The sequence below is a fragment of the Halomonas sp. genome, from assembly GCF_029263665.1.
Taxonomy (GTDB): Bacteria; Pseudomonadota; Gammaproteobacteria; order Pseudomonadales; family Halomonadaceae; genus Halomonas.
Genome location: NZ_JAJUFQ010000003.1, coordinates 213933 through 229891 on the forward strand (window position 1 = coordinate 213933; position 15959 = coordinate 229891).

Consider the following 15959-nt stretch of genomic DNA (forward strand, 5'->3'; position numbering starts at 1 on the left):
CAAGTGTACGTGAGCTTTCAAGTGTTCATGAGGTTTCAAGCACATAGCCCAGTCCTCTTACGGTTCGCAGGCTGATGTCATGCCCGGCGAGGCGTTTGCGCAGGCGGTGGATATACACCTCGATGGCATTGTCCCCAACGGCATCATCATCGCCAAAGGCTTGTTCCACGAGTGTGGCCTTGTCTACCGGCTGGCCAGCATGGCGCATCAAGTAAGCGAGCAGGCGCTGTTCCCGGGGCGGCAAGGCGAGGGTTTCCGCATTCAATGTGAAGCGTTGTGCCAGGCTATCGAAACTCAAGCAACCAATGCTGAGTTGGGTCGTGGCGCCACTGCGACGCAGCAGGGCGCGAATACGTGCTTCCAGTTCCTCCAGAGAGAACGGTTTGGCCAGATAATCGTCAGCCCCCAGGTCCAGTCCCTTGACCCGGTCTTCGATGGCTCCCCGAGCGGTCAGTATCACGACGGGAGTATCACGGTCATGCTGGCGCAGGGCTTCCAGCACCTCCAGCCCTGTGCGACCAGGCAGGTTGAGATCCAGCAGTATCAGTTGGAAGTGGTGGCCATTCTGCAGGGCGGCATAGGCCGCATCGCCATCTCCCAGGTACTGCACCTGATGCCCACTATCAGTGAGTGCATCGCGCAAAGTGGATGCGAGCAGTGCATCGTCTTCTACCAGCAGAAGGTTCATGACACCTCTCCTTCCAGCTTTGCCGCCATTATCTCCAGATGCTCTGCGAGCTGTTCGGCATCAAGGCGCCCCGAGGGGCCCGACAAGGCCAGCCACAGTCGTGAATGCTGCGCTGAATGACGGGTCAATGCCAAGGGGCGGCAGATCATCAAGCCTCCATTCAGTTGCTGGGCGGGGGAAGCGTCGCCATTGAGCGGCCAGTGGCTGCCCGTGACAAGGTCGTGCCGCAGGCTGGTGTCGGGAAGGGCAACCAGCTTGCACGAGACGGTATCTCCGACAACCTCCAGCAGGCTGGCGGTTTCGCCGCATTGCCGGGCCAGTGCGCTCAGTACTGGCTGTACCCGGACCGCCAGGTCGCGACTGGGAGGGTGGCGCTGTGCCAGACGTACCGGTGCGCTACCCAGCATCCAGCGACCATCCTCGCCACGCTCGGTGTAATTGAAGCGTTCCAGGGAGGCCAGCAGGCGTAACAGGGTACTTTTGTAGTACCCCGTGGCCTGGGCCAATTCTGCCAGACTGAAACTTTCCTGTGCCGAGTCGAAGACATCAAGCACGGTGAGGGCGCGTTCGACGGCCTCTACGCGATCCTGTGCCATAGCCGTTTATCTCTGTGGTAAGTCATCCAGGCAGGGCTGCACCTGGTCAAGGGCTGAATCAAGAGCCAAAGGCTGAATCAAGAGCCAAAGGCTAAGGTAAAGCCTAGGGGCTCGCTGAAACCGGAGCGCTCTCATGAAGCTAGGCGGCTCTCATGAATCTAGGTGGCTTTCATGAAACCGAGTGACGCCATTCGGGTGGCATGAGGCGCTTGGTCCGGTGTCCGTGTGAGCTGTTTCGGCACGCATCGTAGTCTCTATACAGGTGTTATCAGACAGGTGCTATTTGCATTCAACTTTGGTCGGAATTGTGCATTAACGCGTTGACCCGACCCAAGGTCGCCATTAGCTTTCCACTCTAAGGAACGATGTTCTGCCTTACAGAATTGTAAGGAAAGTGTCAGGTTCCAGCAAGCCTTAACTTATTGCTCCGTATAAACCTGAAGATGTCACGTCATCTGAGTTCTGACCGTGATACGACGCCAACTATAAAAGGGGATATCTCCATGGCACGCTCCAAGTCTTCTTTCTCCAAGGACTCTCTCAAGGTCGTTGCGATTGCCGCACTGGCCGGCTCGGCAGCCCTTGCAAGCACTACTGTTCTGGCGTTTGAGCCGAAAGGCAAGGTTGAGTGTATTGCCCCGTCCGACCCGGGTGGCGGCTGGGATTTCACCTGCCGTAGCGTTGGCACGGTGCTGGAAGAGCTGGACCTGGTTCCGCGCAGCGTGCAGACCGTGAACATGGCGGGTGCGGGTGGTGGCGTGGCATACGCGCACACTGTCAGCAAGCGCGCTGGTGATGAGCAGTTGTTGGTGGCGGCATCTACTGCGACCACGACACGCCTGGCTCAGGGGCAGTTCCCGGGTATGGATGCCGATATGGTGAACTGGATCGGTGCTCTGGGTGCAGATTATGGTGTCATCGCTGTGGCAGCCGACAGCGATTACCAGAACCTCAATGACCTGATGGATGCCATCAAGGAAGATCCGCGTGCGGTCAAGTTCGCCGGCGGTAGTGCCAAGGGCGGCTGGGATCATCTCAAAGTGCTGATTGCTGCCCAGGCTGCTGGTGTCGAGAACCTGCCGCGTATCCCGTATCTGTCCTACAACAACGGCGGCGAGGCCATGACCCAGGTGATCGGCCATCATGTCGATGCCTTCACCGGTGACATCACTGAGGCACAGGGTTTCATGGAATCCGGTGATCTCAAGGTGCTGGCAGTGCTGTCTGACGAGCGCCTGCCGGGTGAGTTTGCCGATATCCCCACCGCCAAGGAGCAAGGCATCGATGCCGTTGGTCCGAACTGGCGTGGTTTCTACATGCCGGCGGATATTTCGGATGAGGCCAAGGCTTATTGGACTGAGTCCCTGGATAGTCTCTACGACAGCCAGCAATGGCAGGATCTGATGTCTGCCAATGGGCTGATGCCTTTCCACATGAGCGGTGATGAGTTCGACACCTACGTCAAGGAACAGATCGCCGAGATCAAGCAACTGTCTACCGATATCGGACTGATCCAGCAATGAATACCATCAACGACCGTATCTTCGGGGTCCTGATGATCGTCCTGGCCGTCGCGTACGGCTGGGGCGCCTCCCAGTTCCCGGAGCCGTTCGGGGGCACTGAAGTGGTTGGCCCCAAGACTTTCCCTTATCTGCTGGCCGCAGTGCTGGGCCTGTCGAGCCTGTACATGGTCGTGCGCCCCGATCCAGATAATGCCTGGCCGTGGAGCCGTACCGGTGTCGAGTTGATCATCGCTCTGGTGGTGCTGGTGCTGTATGCCGCGCTGCTGCAGCCGCTGGGCTTCATCATCAGCACCACTCTGGCCGTGGGCACGCTGTGCTGGCGCATGGGCGCACGTCCGCTCAATGCCTTCATCACCGGAGCGCTGGCCGGCGTGGTGGTGTTCTTCCTGTTCAACTTTGCGCTGGACCTGTCCCTGCCGCTGGGCCTGCTGTCCTTCCTGGAGGTGGGTTGATGGAAATCTTCGGCTATCTGATCGACGGTTTCGGGGTCGCGTTATCCCCCGATAACCTGATGTTCGCGTTGCTGGGGGCCTTCCTCGGTACGCTGATTGGTGCCTTGCCCGGCCTGGGGCCGGCCAATGGCGTGGCAATCCTGATTCCGCTGGCGTTTTCCTTGGGCCTGCGCCCGGAAACGGCCTTGATCATGCTCACCTCGGTGTATGCGGGGGCCATGTATGGCGGGCGTATCTCGTCCATTCTGCTCAACATCCCCGGTGACGAGCCGGCGATGATGACCTGTCTGGATGGCTATCCCATGGCCCAGAAGGGCAAGGCTGCCGAGGCCCTGGCCATCTCGGCCATTGCGTCCTTCATCGGCAGCCTGATCGCCACCATCGGTCTGATCCTGCTGGCCCCGATCCTGGCGGACTTCGCCCTGACCTTTGGTCCGGCGGAATACTTTGCCCTGTTCATGCTGGCCTTCGCCACCCTTGGTGGCATTACCGGCAAGAACCCTATGAAGACCGTGGTCGCGGCCTGTCTGGGCTTGATGATCTCGACCATGGGTATCGACAGCACCGGGGTTCAGCGTTACACCTTCAACGTGCTGGAACTGTATGAAGGGGTCGACTTCATCATCGCCATCGTCGGTCTGTTCGCCATTTCCGAGTTGCTGTTCTTCATCGAGGATCGGGTCGGCAAGGGCAGGAAAACCATCGCGGTGAGCAAGCTCAAGCTGAGCTGGGCCGATATTCGCGGCATCCTGCCGTCCAGCCTGCGCGGCGGCGTGCTGGGCTTTATCGCCGGGGTTCTGCCGGGCGCCGGGGCCTCGCTGGGCAGCTTCATCAGCTACACCCTGGAAAAGAAGATGGTCGGCAAGAAGGGGTCCTTCGGTGAAGGCGATCCGCGTGGCGTGGCGGCGCCGGAAGCTGGCAACAACGGGGCTTCCAGTGGTGCGCTGGTCCCCATGCTGACCCTCGGCGTGCCGGGCAGTGGCACCACGGCGGTGCTGCTGGCATTGCTGATCTCGCTCAACATCACTCCGGGTCCGCTGATGTTCACCCAGCACGCGGATATCGTGTGGGGCGTGATTGCGGCGCTGTTGATCGGTAACTTCCTGCTGTTGCTGCTGAACATTCCGCTGGTGGGTATCTTCGTCAAGCTGCTGTCGGTGCCACCGATGTACCTGCTGCCGATTGTCACCATGGTAGCTTTCGTCGGTATCTACTCGATCAGTAATACCACCTTCGATCTGTACTTCATGGTCGCCTTCGGTGTCGCAGGCTATTTGCTGCGCAAGCTGGAGATTCCGTTGGTGCCGGTCATCCTCGGCCTGCTGCTGGGCCCGGAAATGGAGAAGAACCTGCGCCATGCCATGGACATTTCCGATGGCGACTGGATGGTTCTGTGGAGCAGCGGCCTGTCCATCGGTCTGTGGGCTTTCGCCATTGCCGGCCTGATCCTGCCGTACATCGTCGGGCCGATCCTGCGCCGGCGTATGGCGCTGAAATCAGAAGTGACAGGCGACTGATTCCCGTGTGACTGACGCAGGCTGAATGCCCCCGTCCGACACCTTTTGGGCACCTTGACGGTGCCCTTTTTTGTGCCTGTCGCATGGGCTGCACCGGTGTGGTGCCGGGCATTTTGTTCATGCACGGTAATGAAGCGTTGCATGCCCGCAAGTTCTCAGGGGAGAGCACGATTGGTGCATCAGAGCGTTGCAGCGCAGTGGTAAAGACACAGTGATAAAGACACCGTAGTAAAGACACCGTAGTAAAGACACAGTGGCAAAGACAGTGATGAAGACCACTGAGGAAACAGCGGTAAAGACGGTTCTCAAGACAGTTGGCAAGAAGTGGGCAAAAGTTGGCAGGACTCTTGCAGTGTGTTGAAGGCATAGAACATGCATAGAGCATTTATAGAGCTTTTTAGAACAACAAGCCTCGTGCACAACAACATTGCTGGAGAACACCATGTCACGCATTCCTCTGTCTCTCGTTCATGCTCTCAGCGTCACTGCCCTGACTCTGGGTAGCGGTGGATTTGCCCTGGCTCAGGATGATGAGCCGATCAAGGTCGGTATCCTGCATTCGCTTTCCGGCACCATGGCGATCAGCGAGTCGACGCTGAAAGACACCATGCTGATGCTCATCGAACAGCAGAACGAAGCGGGTGGATTGCTGGGACGAGAGCTTGAACCTGTGGTCGTCGATCCGGCCTCCAACTGGCCGCTGTTTGCGGAGAAGGCCAGGGAATTGCTGGCCCAGGAAAAAGTGGACGTCATTTTTGGCAACTGGACGTCAGTGTCACGCAAGTCGGTATTGCCGGTCGTGGAAGAGCTCAATGGTCTGCTGTTCTATCCCGTTCAGTATGAAGGCGAAGAATCTTCCGAGAATGTCTTCTACACGGGAGCAGCACCGAACCAGCAGGCGATTCCTGCCGTCGACTATCTGATGAATGAGCTGGGTGTGGAGCGCTGGGTGCTGGCTGGCACTGACTATGTCTATCCGCGTACTACCAACAAGATTCTGCAGGCCTATCTCACGTCTCATGGCGTCGCTGAAGACGACATCATGGTCAACTACACGCCCTTTGGTCACTCCGACTGGCAGAACATCGTTGCCGAGATCAAGCAGTTCGGTAGCGCGGGAAAGAAGACGGCGGTGGTCTCGACCATCAATGGGGATGCCAATGTGCCGTTCTACCGAGAACTGGGTAACCAAGGCATCGACGCGGCGGATATTCCCGTTGTGGCTTTTTCCGTGGGCGAGCAGGAGCTGTCGGGTATCGACACCACTCCACTGGTCGGGCATCTCGCGGCATGGAACTACTTCATGAGCGTGGATGATGATGCCAACTATGACTTCATCGATGCCTGGTATGACTTCACTGGAGACGACAACGCGGTGACCAACGATCCCATGGAAGCCCACTACATCGGCTTCAACATGTGGACTGAGGCAGTGCGCAAGGCTGGCACCACGGAGCCGGATGCCATCAAGGAAGCGATTATCGGTGTCAGCGTGCCCAATCTGAGTGGTGGCTACGCCACCATGATGCCCAATCACCACATCACCAAGCCGGTTTTGATTGGCGAGATTCAGGATGATGGCCAGTTTTCCGTTGTCTGGCAGACACCATCCTCCGTGGCGGGGGATGCCTGGTCAGATTATCTGGAAGGTTCCAAGGACCTGATCAGTGACTGGAGGAGGCCTCTGGAGTGCGGTAACTACAACGTGGTCAAGGGCACCTGTGGTGGTGCTGAAGTCGCAACGGCCGAGTGAAGTTCACCTACCACATGCCAAGGGTGTGGGTGTCACTGGTGTTGAGATACCCCGCCTCACGTTGAAGGAAACTCTCGATGAGACGATTGTCTTGCGGGCGCAGGTTATGCTTTGGGCTGGTCATGATCTGCATGCTGCTACTCGGTCAGGGTGTCAGTGCCGCTCCAGCCAGCGAGGATCCTGGTGCGATGCTGCTCGAAAGCCTGGCAGAGGCCAGTTTTCGCGACAAGGAAGCGGTGATCGACAGCATTGCGTCCAGTGGCGATGAACGTGCCCAGCAATGGCTTGACGCCTTTGCCGATGGACGGCTGCAACAGGTCAAGGACAGTGGGCAGTTTGTCATCGTTCTGGAAAGCAGAGGGCGAGAATGGCCAGTTGCCGATGCCTTGACACTGAAACCCATCGGCGAGATGTCGCGCCGTGATCTTTCCCGCATCAGGATCAACAATGCTCTGCGTAGCCATCTCGATGGCATGCAGACGCTTCTCGACCTGAATGCCGAGGATGTTGAGCTACGCCTGCAGGCAGCCCGTGATCTGCTCGGTGAGATCAGTCAGGATAGCCGCGAGGACATTGCCCGGCTGGCACAAGAGGAAGAGGATGCAGACGTTGCAGCAACCTTGAATCAGGCCTTGGCTCTCTATGCCCTGGAGCAAGGGGATGCATCAGCGATCTCGACGCTTTCCGGCAGCTTGAACCCCAAGGTGCGTGCGGCGCTGGTGCAGGCCTCCCGCAGCGACGATGGCTATCTTGCTGAGCGGGCTTCTCAGGCCTTGGCGGATATCGAACAGCTGCTGACACTGAATCGTGCTGCTGAAACACTGTATTTTGGCCTGTCTCTAGGGTCGGTGCTGGTACTGGCCGCCATTGGCCTGGCGATTACCTTTGGTGTCATGGGGGTGATCAACATGGCCCATGGCGAGTTGATCATGCTGGGCGCCTACACCACCTGGGCCATGCAACAGCTGTTGCCGCATCAGCCTGGGGTTGCCTTGCTGCTGTCGATTCCTGCCGGCTTCCTGGTGGCTGCTCTGGTTGGTGTCGCTATCGAACGTGGTGTCATTCAGTTCCTCAAGGGACGTCCTCTCGAGACACTACTGGCGACCTTCGGCGTCAGCCTGATCCTCCAGCAACTGGTGCGTACGTTGATCTCTCCGCTCAATCGTAGCGTGATGACGCCAGAGTGGATGAGTGGTTCCGTGATGATCAACGACGCACTGTCGTTGACGTTGAACCGTCTCTACGTGCTGGGCTTTGCGCTAGTGGTATTTGCGGCCTTGATGCTGGTGATGCGCCGCACTCGCCTGGGCCTGGAAGTGAGGGCGGTGACACAGAATCGTGCCATGGCCCGAGCCATGGGAATTCGTGCGACTCGAGTCGATATCCTGACGTTTGCCTTGGGTTCCGGCGTTGCTGGCCTGGCGGGTGTGGCGCTGTCGCAATTGACCAATGTGGGACCCAACCTTGGCCAGAACTACATCATCGATTCCTTCATGGTGGTGGTGTTCGGAGGCGTGGGCAATCTGTGGGGCACGTTGGTGGCGGGGCTGTCGCTTGGGGTCATCAATCAGGTGCTGGAGCCCTGGGCAGGCGCTGTGCTGGCCAAGATCCTGGTACTGGTGCTGATCATCCTGTTCATTCAGAAACGCCCGCGCGGACTGTTTCCGCAGAAGGGCCGTGCCGCAGAGGGCTGATGCATGTGGCTGACAAGACCTTTCAGTGAACGCTCGACGCTTGTCTTCATGGCAGTGCTGATCGCTGCCATGGTGCTCGTGGTGGCGGCAAATCTGCTGATCCCGGCAGATCACCCACTGCATGTCTCGACTTATACCGTTACCTTGCTGGGTAAGTATCTCTGCTACGCCTTGCTGGCGGTGGCGGTGGATCTGGTATGGGGGTATCTCGGCATCCTGAGCCTTGGCCATGGCGCTTTCTTTGCCCTTGGTGGCTATGCCATGGGCATGTATCTGATGCGCCAGATCGGTGATCGAGGCGTCTATGGAGATCCTGTCCTGCCGGACTTCATGGTGTTCCTCGATTGGGACGCGCTGCCATGGTACTGGCAGGGTTTCGACATGGCGGGCTTCGCTTTCTTGATGACGATGCTGGTGCCCGGTGTACTGGCCCTTGTATTCGGTTTTCTGGCCTTCCGCTCACGGGTCACGGGTGTCTATCTATCGATCATCACCCAAGCGTTGACCTTCGCACTGATGCTGGCCTTCTTCCGCAATGAAATGGGTTTCGGCGGCAATAATGGCCTGACGGACTTCAAGGAGTTGCTGGGCTTCAATATTGCGGCCGACTCCACTCGCATAGGACTGTTCGTCGCTTCTGGCCTTGCTCTGGGGCTGGGCTATGTCCTGTGCCGGGCAATCGTGGCCAGCAAGTTGGGCCGGGTATGCGTGGCGGTGAGAGACGCTGAAGCCCGTACGCGTTTCCTTGGCTACCGGGTCGAGCGCTATCAACTGTTTGTGTTCGTGATATCGGCCATGCTGGCAGGGGTGGCGGGGGCGCTGTATGTGCCTCAGGTGGGCATCATCAATCCCAGCGAATTCTCCCCGTTGTTCTCTATTGAGATCGTGATCTGGGTAGCCTTGGGAGGTCGCGCCACGCTGTACGGTGCGGTGATCGGAGCCTTGGTAGTGAACTATGCCAAGAGTGTCTTCACCGGGGTAATGCCGGAAGCCTGGCTGTTTGCCCTGGGAGCGCTCTTCATCCTGGTCACGGTATTGCTGCCCAGGGGCATTGCGGGGCTGCTCAAGCAACGTCGGCGAGACGATGAAGACATGCGTGACGAGACAGCATTGATAGGGGAGGCCGGCACATGAATTTTCTATCCCACTTTGCCGATCGCGAGCATGTCTTTGATTTTCTGATGCCTGACGCGTCGCCTGTCGATGTGCGCCATGGGCCGATCCTGTATCTCGAGGATGTATCAGTCAGCTTCGATGGTTTCAAGGCCATCAACGCTCTCAACCTGACCATCGATGATGGTGAGCTGCGTTGCATCATCGGGCCCAATGGGGCTGGCAAGACCACCATGATGGACATCATTACCGGCAAGACTCGGCCGGACACCGGAAGTGTCTGGTTCGGCAGCCGCCATGACCTGCTCAGGATGGATGAACCGCAGATTGCCCGTCTGGGTATCGGGCGCAAGTTCCAGAAGCCTACGGTATTCGAAGCCCTCAGCGTATTCGAGAACCTTGAGCTGGCCATGGCCACGGACAAGCGCCTGTGGCCGACATTGACGGCGAGACTGACGGGGGAAACGCGTGATCGTATCGATGAAGTGCTCGACACCACCGGGCTGACTGCCTTGGCGCGGCGCGAGGCTGCCATTTTGTCCCATGGTCAGAAGCAGTGGCTGGAGATCGGCATGCTGCTGATGCAGCGGCCGCGCCTGTTGCTGGTTGATGAACCGGTGGCCGGCATGACCGAGCAGGAAATGGAACGCACGGCTGAGCTGCTGACGGGGCTCGCTGGCCGCCACTCGGTGGTGGTCGTCGAACATGACATGGGGTTCGTACGTTCCATCGCACGTACGGTGACCGTGCTTCATCAGGGCAGTGTGCTGGCTGAAGGCAGCATGGACAAGGTGGCCAATGATCCCAGAGTCATCGAGGTCTATCTGGGTGGTGAAGAGGAGGTGACCTGATGCTGAGTATTCAGGGGCTGGATCAGTATTACGGTGAGAGTCATACCCTGTGGGACCTTGATCTGGACGTGCCTCGAGGTGCCTGTACCTGTGTATTGGGACGCAATGGTGTGGGCAAGACCACCCTGATGAAGGCCATCATGGGAGAGGTGCCGGTACGTGGCGGGCAAATGAACTATGCCGGAGAAGTGGATCTCGGAAGACAACGAATGGAAGCCCGTGCCCGCCTGGGCATCGGCTATGTGCCTCAGGGGCGACAAATCTTTCCCTTGCTCAGCGTGGAAGAAAACCTGCGAACAGGTCTCGCTGCCAGTGGGCTCAAGACAATTCCTGAACGTATCTATGAGTTGTTTCCCGTGCTCGAGGAAATGCGTCAACGCCGCGGTGGTGATCTATCGGGTGGGCAGCAACAGCAACTGGCCATTGGGCGGGCGCTGGTGCTTGAGCCACGCCTGTTGATTCTCGATGAACCAGGAGAGGGCATTCAGCCCAATATCGTCGCCCAGATTGGCGAGGTGATCCGCCAATTGATTGCCGATGATGGCCTGACCGTTCTCCTGGTGGAGCAGAAATTGCCCTTTGCACGAAAATATGCCGACTATTTCACCATTCTTGATCGTGGGCGTCGTGTGGCCAGCGGTGATATCGATACTCTCGATGACGCCATCATCAAACGTTATCTGACCGTCTGATCCTGGCCTGCCTCAATAAGGTGCATATCGTTTCGATGTGCACCTTTTTTGTGAGAAAACAGCATGTTGTATACAGGGTTGTATCGATTTTTGGTTCTTTAAGGTTTTGATAAGAAAAGATTTTATAGCCTGACTATGCAATTTGGTACAGCAGTTGCACCGTAATTGAACAAATGAAATATCTTGGGTCGTGCAGTAAGGGAGTCATATGACGGTGCAGCAATTGCCTCCGCGTAGTGCCTGGTCATCAGGGCATCGTTTCGATGACCAGCGTTGCTGGGAGGCCCGCTTGCGCCTTGGCTTCCAGGACGACGGCGGTGTGACTCGCCTGAAGGATGTGGATCATCACGGGCCCCTGCGGGTGCAGCGGCCCTTTTATCCCGAAGGTAACCATGGCCCATGTCATGTCTATCTGCTGCATCCACCGGGCGGACTGGTCAGCGGCGACAGACTGCATGTCGACGTCCGTGTGAAGCCAGGTGCCTCTGCGTTGCTCACCACTCCCGCAGCGAACAAGCTCTACCGCGCTGACAGTCATGGCGTGGCCTGGAAACAGCACACGCGCCTCAGTATCGCCGATGCTGCCTTTGTTGAGTGGCTACCCCAGGAAACCATTGCCTTTGACGGTTCCCGCGGCATTCAGGAAACGGAAGTGGTGCTGGAGAAGAGTGCCCGCTGCCTGGGCTGGGAGGTCCTGGCCCTGGGACGCCCTGCCAGCCAGATGCCATTTGCCAGCGGTCATCTGGAGCAACGCTTCCGCCTGACGCTGGATGGACGCCCATTATGGCTGGAACGTCAGCCTCTGGATCCGTTGCATCGCCGCTTTCATGGTCGTTGGGGGCAGGGCGGGCATCAGGTCCAGGCCACTCTGTGGGCTGCGGGGCTGGCCGATCCCTTGGCTGCGGTAGAGGAAATACGTCGGCAACTGGACAAGCGGGCCTCTCCCGGCTGGGCCGTGACCCAACGTCATGGCGTGTTGCTATTGCGCTATCTGGGAGATTCGCGTGCGCAGGCCTGGGGGCTGTGCGAGGCGGCCTGGGCAGTGCTGCGCCCGCTGTTCAACGGTCGTGGGGTGTGCCCGCCACGTATCTGGCGAACCTGAAGCCTGCCACGAATGATCGTTCATTTAACTGCATCTTGAAGGAGACGACAGCCATGGAGCTGACGCCAAGGGACAAAGACAAGCTGTTGCTGTTCACGGCAGGACTGTTGGCAGAACGGCGCCGGGCCAAGGGACTCAAGCTCAACTACCCGGAAGCGATAGCCCTGATCAGCTGCGAGATCATGGAGGGCGCTCGAGAGGGGCGTTCGGTGGCGGAGATGATGGGTGCTGGTCGGCGCATTCTGAGCAGAGAGGACGTGATGGAGGGTGTGGCGGAAATGGTGGACGAAGTGCAGGTCGAAGCCACTTTTCCCGATGGCACCAAGCTTGTCACTGTCCATAACCCGATCACCTGAGCCGTCGGATATTCCAAGCGTTTGTCATTTCAATCGTCTTCCACGTCAACAACTTGCCGTGCCAACAAGAAGGAAGTCGTGATGATTCCGGGTGAATACCAATTGAAGAGCGACGACATTGAGCTGTGCAAGGGCCGTCCACGCCGGACCCTTGATGTCGCCAATACCGGCGACCGCCCGATTCAGGTCGGTTCCCACTACCATTTTGCTGAAACCAACCCCGCGCTGAGTTTCGATCGTACGGCAGCGCTTGGTCACCGTCTGGATGTGCCGGCAGGAAGCGCGGTGCGCTTCGAACCCGGGCAGACTCGCGAAGTGGTGCTGGTGCCTTTCAGTGGACGTCAGCACATCTATGGTTTTCGGGGAGAGGTCATGGGCAAGGTCACGATCGCCGCAGACAGCACCGGGGATGCTGCACTGGACCCGCTTTCCCATTCGCCTGGCCAGGGAGCTGGACAATGAAGATTTCACGTCAGGCCTATGCGGACATGTATGGCCCTACGGTTGGCGATCGGGTACGCCTGGGCGATACCGAGTTATGGATCGAAGTGGAGCAGGACGCCACCCATTATGGTGACGAGGTCAAGTTCGGGGGTGGCAAGGTCATCCGCGATGGCATGGGGCAGAGCCAGCGGGCCGATGATGCGGTCATGGATACTGTCATCACCAATGCCTTGATCCTCGACTGGTGGGGCATCGTCAAGGCGGATGTAGGGCTTCAGGCCGGCCGCATTGCCGCTATTGGCAAGGCTGGCAACCCAGACACCCAGAGCGATGTGGACATCGTCATCGGGCCTGGTACGGAAATCATCGCAGGGGAAGGCAAGATCCTCACTGCGGGTGCCCTGGATGCCCATGTGCACTTTATCTGTCCTCAGCTGATCGATGAAGCCCTGGCCAGTGGCATTACCACCATGCTGGGTGGCGGAACGGGACCGGCGACAGGCACCAACGCCACTACCTGTACGCCAGGTGCCTGGCATATTCATCAGATGCTCAAGGCCGTCGATGAGATACCCATGAACATCGGTTTCCTGGGCAAGGGCAATGCCAGCCAGCCCGAGGGCCTGGAAGTCCAGCTCAAGGCGGGTACCATGGGGATGAAGCTGCATGAGGATTGGGGAACCACCCCGGCAGCCATCGATAACTGCCTGGCCGTGGCCGAGCGCTACGATGTGCAGGTGGCGATTCATACCGATACGCTCAATGAAGCGGGATTCGTCGAGGATACGCTTGCCGCTTTCAAGGAGCGTGCCATCCATACCTACCATACCGAGGGGGCGGGTGGCGGCCATGCGCCGGACATCATTACTGCCTGCTCGAAACCTTACGTGCTGCCGTCTTCGACCAATCCGACACGGCCCTACACGGTCAATACCGTGGATGAGCATCTCGACATGCTGATGGTGTGTCATCACCTCGACCCGAATATCCCCGAGGACGTGGCGTTCGCTGACTCGCGCATTCGCCGCGAGACCATTGCGGCCGAGGATATTCTCCAGGACCTGGGGGTGATCTCGATGATCTCCTCGGATTCCCAGGCCATGGGCCGTATCGGTGAAGTGATCTGCCGCACTTGGCAGACCGCGCACAAGATGAAGATCCAGCGTGGCCTGCTTGCAGAAGATGCCGACCTGGGCGCGGACAATCTGCGTGCCAGGCGCTACGTGGCCAAGTACACGATCAATCCGGCCATCACTCATGGTATTGCCCATGAAGTGGGCTCGGTGGAGGTCGGGAAGCTGGCGGACCTGGTGTTGTGGGATCCGGCTTTCTTTGGCGTGAAGCCTGCGTTGGTGCTCAAGGGCGGCATGATCGCCATGGCGCCCATGGGCGATGCCAATGCCTCGATTCCAACGCCTCAGCCGGTCCATTATCGGCCGATGTTCGGCTCCCTGGGGCGGGCCGCCAGTGCCACCCGGGTGAGCTTCGTTTCCCAGGCTGCACTGGAGGCGGATATCGGCGGTGAACTAGGGCTGCATAGCCGCCTGGTGGCCTGTCGCAATACACGTTCCGTGCGCAAGAGCGATATGAAACTCAACGATGCCTGCCCGCAACTTGAGGTGGATCCCCAGACCTATGAGGTGAGATGTGACGGTGAACTGCTCAGCTGTGAGCCGCTTGCCGAGTTGCCGTTGGCACAGCGCTACCACCTGTTCTAAGGAAACGCTGCATAAATGTCTGTGCTACTCAATCGCTGTGTTGCGCGGTGCGCGGAATCCTCACATATACCTCATATGCTCCGGTTCCTGTGCTCCGGGCGCCTTGCGCTTGAGCATGCTCGCCGATTTATTCAGCGCTTCCCTAAGACACGTTGCGATCTATTCCTGAAAGGCCATTCTCAAGGAACCTGATATGAGCATGCTTCAATTGACCGAAAGACTGGGCCCCATCGCTGCAGCAGAGGCCGACGATAGCTTGACCCTGCGTTATGACGATCGCATCAAGGGGCGCCTGCGGGTGACTCTGGACAGTGGGCGTGAGGCCGGTCTGTTTCTCGACCGTGGACCGGTGCTGCGTCACGGAGATGGACTGCTGAGTACCGACGGTAGTCGCATTCGAGTACTGGCGGCAGAAGAGCCGGTGGTGACGGCGCGAGTCGAGGCAGGATTGCCCTTGGCGCGCCTGTGTTATCACCTGGGCAATCGCCATGTGACCCTGGGCATCGGGGAAGATGAGCAGGGCAGCTGGGTGCGTATCGCCCCTGATCATGTGCTGGAAGATCTGGCCGAGCGCCTTGGCGCCAGGCTGCAGCATCATCAGGCGCCTTTCGATCCTGAACCCGGTGCCTACACCATGGCGGGGCATTCCCACGGACATTCCCACGGACATTCCCACGACCACTCACACGACCACGCTAATGGTCATTCGCATGGGCACGCCCATGAACACGATCATCCACATCCCCATGACCATGCTCACTGAGAAAGATGACACAGTCTCGGTGGCCAGCGATCTGGCGCTATTGGGGCTGATGCAGTTGGTCAGCCCTGCGCTGCCTATTGGCGCCTTTGCCTGGTCTCAAGGGTTGGAAAGTGCCTTTGAACTGGGCTGGGTGAGCAACGAAGATGAGTTGGGCGCATGGTTGGAAGGCGTACTGGACGATGGGCTGACCCATGCCGAACTGGCGGTGATTGCCCGTATGGTGCCGGCCTGGAGGCAGGGGGATGGTGCAGTCATCGCCGAATGGGATGGCTGGTTGGCCGCTTGTCGCGAGACCCGCGAACTGGCAGAGGAGGATCGCCAGTTGGGGGCTTCCCTCCTGCGTCTGATGACCAGTCTGGATATGGCACCGGCTGCCGAAATGCTGCCCGACAATGCCGGCTACGTCACTCTGTTCAGTGCCATGGCGGCCAGCCGGGGAGTTGGCACTCATGCTGCCATGCTCGGTTTTGCATGGGCTTGGCTTGAAAACCAGTTGGCAGTGGCCTGCAAGGCATTACCGTTGGGCCACAGCGCTGCCCAGCGCCTGATCGAGCGCTTGCGACCTGCGTTGGTTGCTGCGGTGACGCGTGCCGAAGCCCTTGAAGATGACCAACTTGGCCCTGCGCTACCTGGCCTGGCATTGGCCAGTGCCCAGCATGAGACCCAGTATTCGAGGTTGTTTCGTAGTTGATCGCTG

At 58.7% G+C, this 15959-nt stretch carries 16 protein-coding genes; 14 read left to right on the plus strand and 2 right to left on the minus strand.

Going from position 1 to position 15959, the window contains the following annotated elements:
• Positions 1-25: 25 nt before the first annotated feature.
• Together Q1K07_RS04240 and Q1K07_RS04245 are read right to left on the minus strand one after the other, a co-directional pair.
• On the minus strand, positions 26-688 hold the full coding sequence (locus Q1K07_RS04240; protein WP_300308314.1) for a response regulator transcription factor: 663 nt from the start codon (positions 686-688) through the stop codon (positions 26-28).
• The gene (locus Q1K07_RS04245) at positions 685-1284 is read right to left on the minus strand and encodes a helix-turn-helix domain-containing protein (RefSeq protein ID WP_300308317.1); all 600 of its coding nucleotides are present in this window, start codon (positions 1282-1284) and stop codon (positions 685-687) included. The genes Q1K07_RS04240 and Q1K07_RS04245 overlap by 4 nt, the downstream gene beginning before the upstream one ends.
• 503 nt (positions 1285-1787) lie before the next feature.
• Between Q1K07_RS04245 and Q1K07_RS04250 the strand changes: the two genes are divergently transcribed.
• From Q1K07_RS04250 to Q1K07_RS04315, 14 genes are all read left to right on the plus strand, one after another.
• A complete protein-coding gene (locus Q1K07_RS04250; RefSeq protein ID WP_300308320.1) occupies positions 1788-2807 on the plus strand; it encodes a tripartite tricarboxylate transporter substrate-binding protein in 1020 nt (339 codons plus the stop codon).
• Positions 2804-3259: a tripartite tricarboxylate transporter TctB family protein gene (locus Q1K07_RS04255; RefSeq protein ID WP_300308323.1), complete on the plus strand. Its 456-nt coding sequence runs from the start codon at positions 2804-2806 to the stop codon at positions 3257-3259. The genes Q1K07_RS04250 and Q1K07_RS04255 overlap by 4 nt, the downstream gene beginning before the upstream one ends.
• Positions 3259-4776: a tripartite tricarboxylate transporter permease gene (locus tag Q1K07_RS04260; RefSeq protein ID WP_300308326.1), complete on the plus strand. Its 1518-nt coding sequence runs from the start codon at positions 3259-3261 to the stop codon at positions 4774-4776. The genes Q1K07_RS04255 and Q1K07_RS04260 overlap by 1 nt, the downstream gene beginning before the upstream one ends.
• A gap of 442 nt (positions 4777-5218) precedes the next feature.
• A complete protein-coding gene (gene urtA / locus Q1K07_RS04265) occupies positions 5219-6529 on the plus strand; it encodes an urea ABC transporter substrate-binding protein (protein ID WP_300308329.1) in 1311 nt (436 codons plus the stop codon).
• A 131-nt stretch (positions 6530-6660) separates the two neighbouring features.
• The gene (gene urtB, locus Q1K07_RS04270) at positions 6661-8223 is read left to right on the plus strand and encodes an urea ABC transporter permease subunit UrtB (protein WP_300308648.1); all 1563 of its coding nucleotides are present in this window, start codon (positions 6661-6663) and stop codon (positions 8221-8223) included.
• A gap of 3 nt (positions 8224-8226) precedes the next feature.
• The gene (gene urtC, locus Q1K07_RS04275) at positions 8227-9357 is read left to right on the plus strand and encodes an urea ABC transporter permease subunit UrtC (protein WP_300308332.1); all 1131 of its coding nucleotides are present in this window, start codon (positions 8227-8229) and stop codon (positions 9355-9357) included.
• Positions 9354-10187 carry an urea ABC transporter ATP-binding protein UrtD gene (gene urtD, locus Q1K07_RS04280; protein ID WP_300308335.1) on the plus strand — a complete coding sequence of 278 codons (834 nt, stop codon included), beginning with the start codon at positions 9354-9356 and terminating at the stop codon, positions 10185-10187. The genes urtC and urtD overlap by 4 nt, the downstream gene beginning before the upstream one ends.
• Positions 10187-10879 (plus strand): urea ABC transporter ATP-binding subunit UrtE, encoded by a 693-nt coding sequence (gene urtE / locus Q1K07_RS04285; RefSeq protein ID WP_300308338.1) that lies wholly within the window; start codon positions 10187-10189, stop codon positions 10877-10879. The genes urtD and urtE overlap by 1 nt, the downstream gene beginning before the upstream one ends.
• 208 nt (positions 10880-11087) lie before the next feature.
• Entirely contained in the window at positions 11088-11981 is an 894-nt protein-coding gene (locus Q1K07_RS04290; RefSeq protein ID WP_300308341.1) for an urease accessory protein UreD, read from the plus strand.
• Between the two features lie 53 nt (positions 11982-12034).
• A complete protein-coding gene (gene ureA, locus Q1K07_RS04295) occupies positions 12035-12337 on the plus strand; it encodes an urease subunit gamma (protein ID WP_300308344.1) in 303 nt (100 codons plus the stop codon).
• Positions 12338-12418: 81 nt separating this feature from the next.
• Positions 12419-12799, plus strand: coding sequence for an urease subunit beta (locus Q1K07_RS04300; RefSeq protein WP_300308347.1), 381 nt, complete (start codon positions 12419-12421; stop codon positions 12797-12799).
• A complete protein-coding gene (ureC, locus tag Q1K07_RS04305) occupies positions 12796-14499 on the plus strand; it encodes an urease subunit alpha (RefSeq protein ID WP_300308350.1) in 1704 nt (567 codons plus the stop codon). Before Q1K07_RS04300 ends, ureC begins: the two co-directional genes overlap by 4 nt.
• Positions 14500-14698: 199 nt before the next feature.
• The gene (gene ureE, locus Q1K07_RS04310; protein ID WP_300308651.1) at positions 14699-15262 is read left to right on the plus strand and encodes an urease accessory protein UreE; all 564 of its coding nucleotides are present in this window, start codon (positions 14699-14701) and stop codon (positions 15260-15262) included.
• On the plus strand, positions 15252-15953 hold the full coding sequence (locus tag Q1K07_RS04315) for an urease accessory UreF family protein (RefSeq protein ID WP_300308654.1): 702 nt from the start codon (positions 15252-15254) through the stop codon (positions 15951-15953). The genes ureE and Q1K07_RS04315 overlap by 11 nt, the downstream gene beginning before the upstream one ends.
• Positions 15954-15959 lie beyond the last annotated feature (6 nt).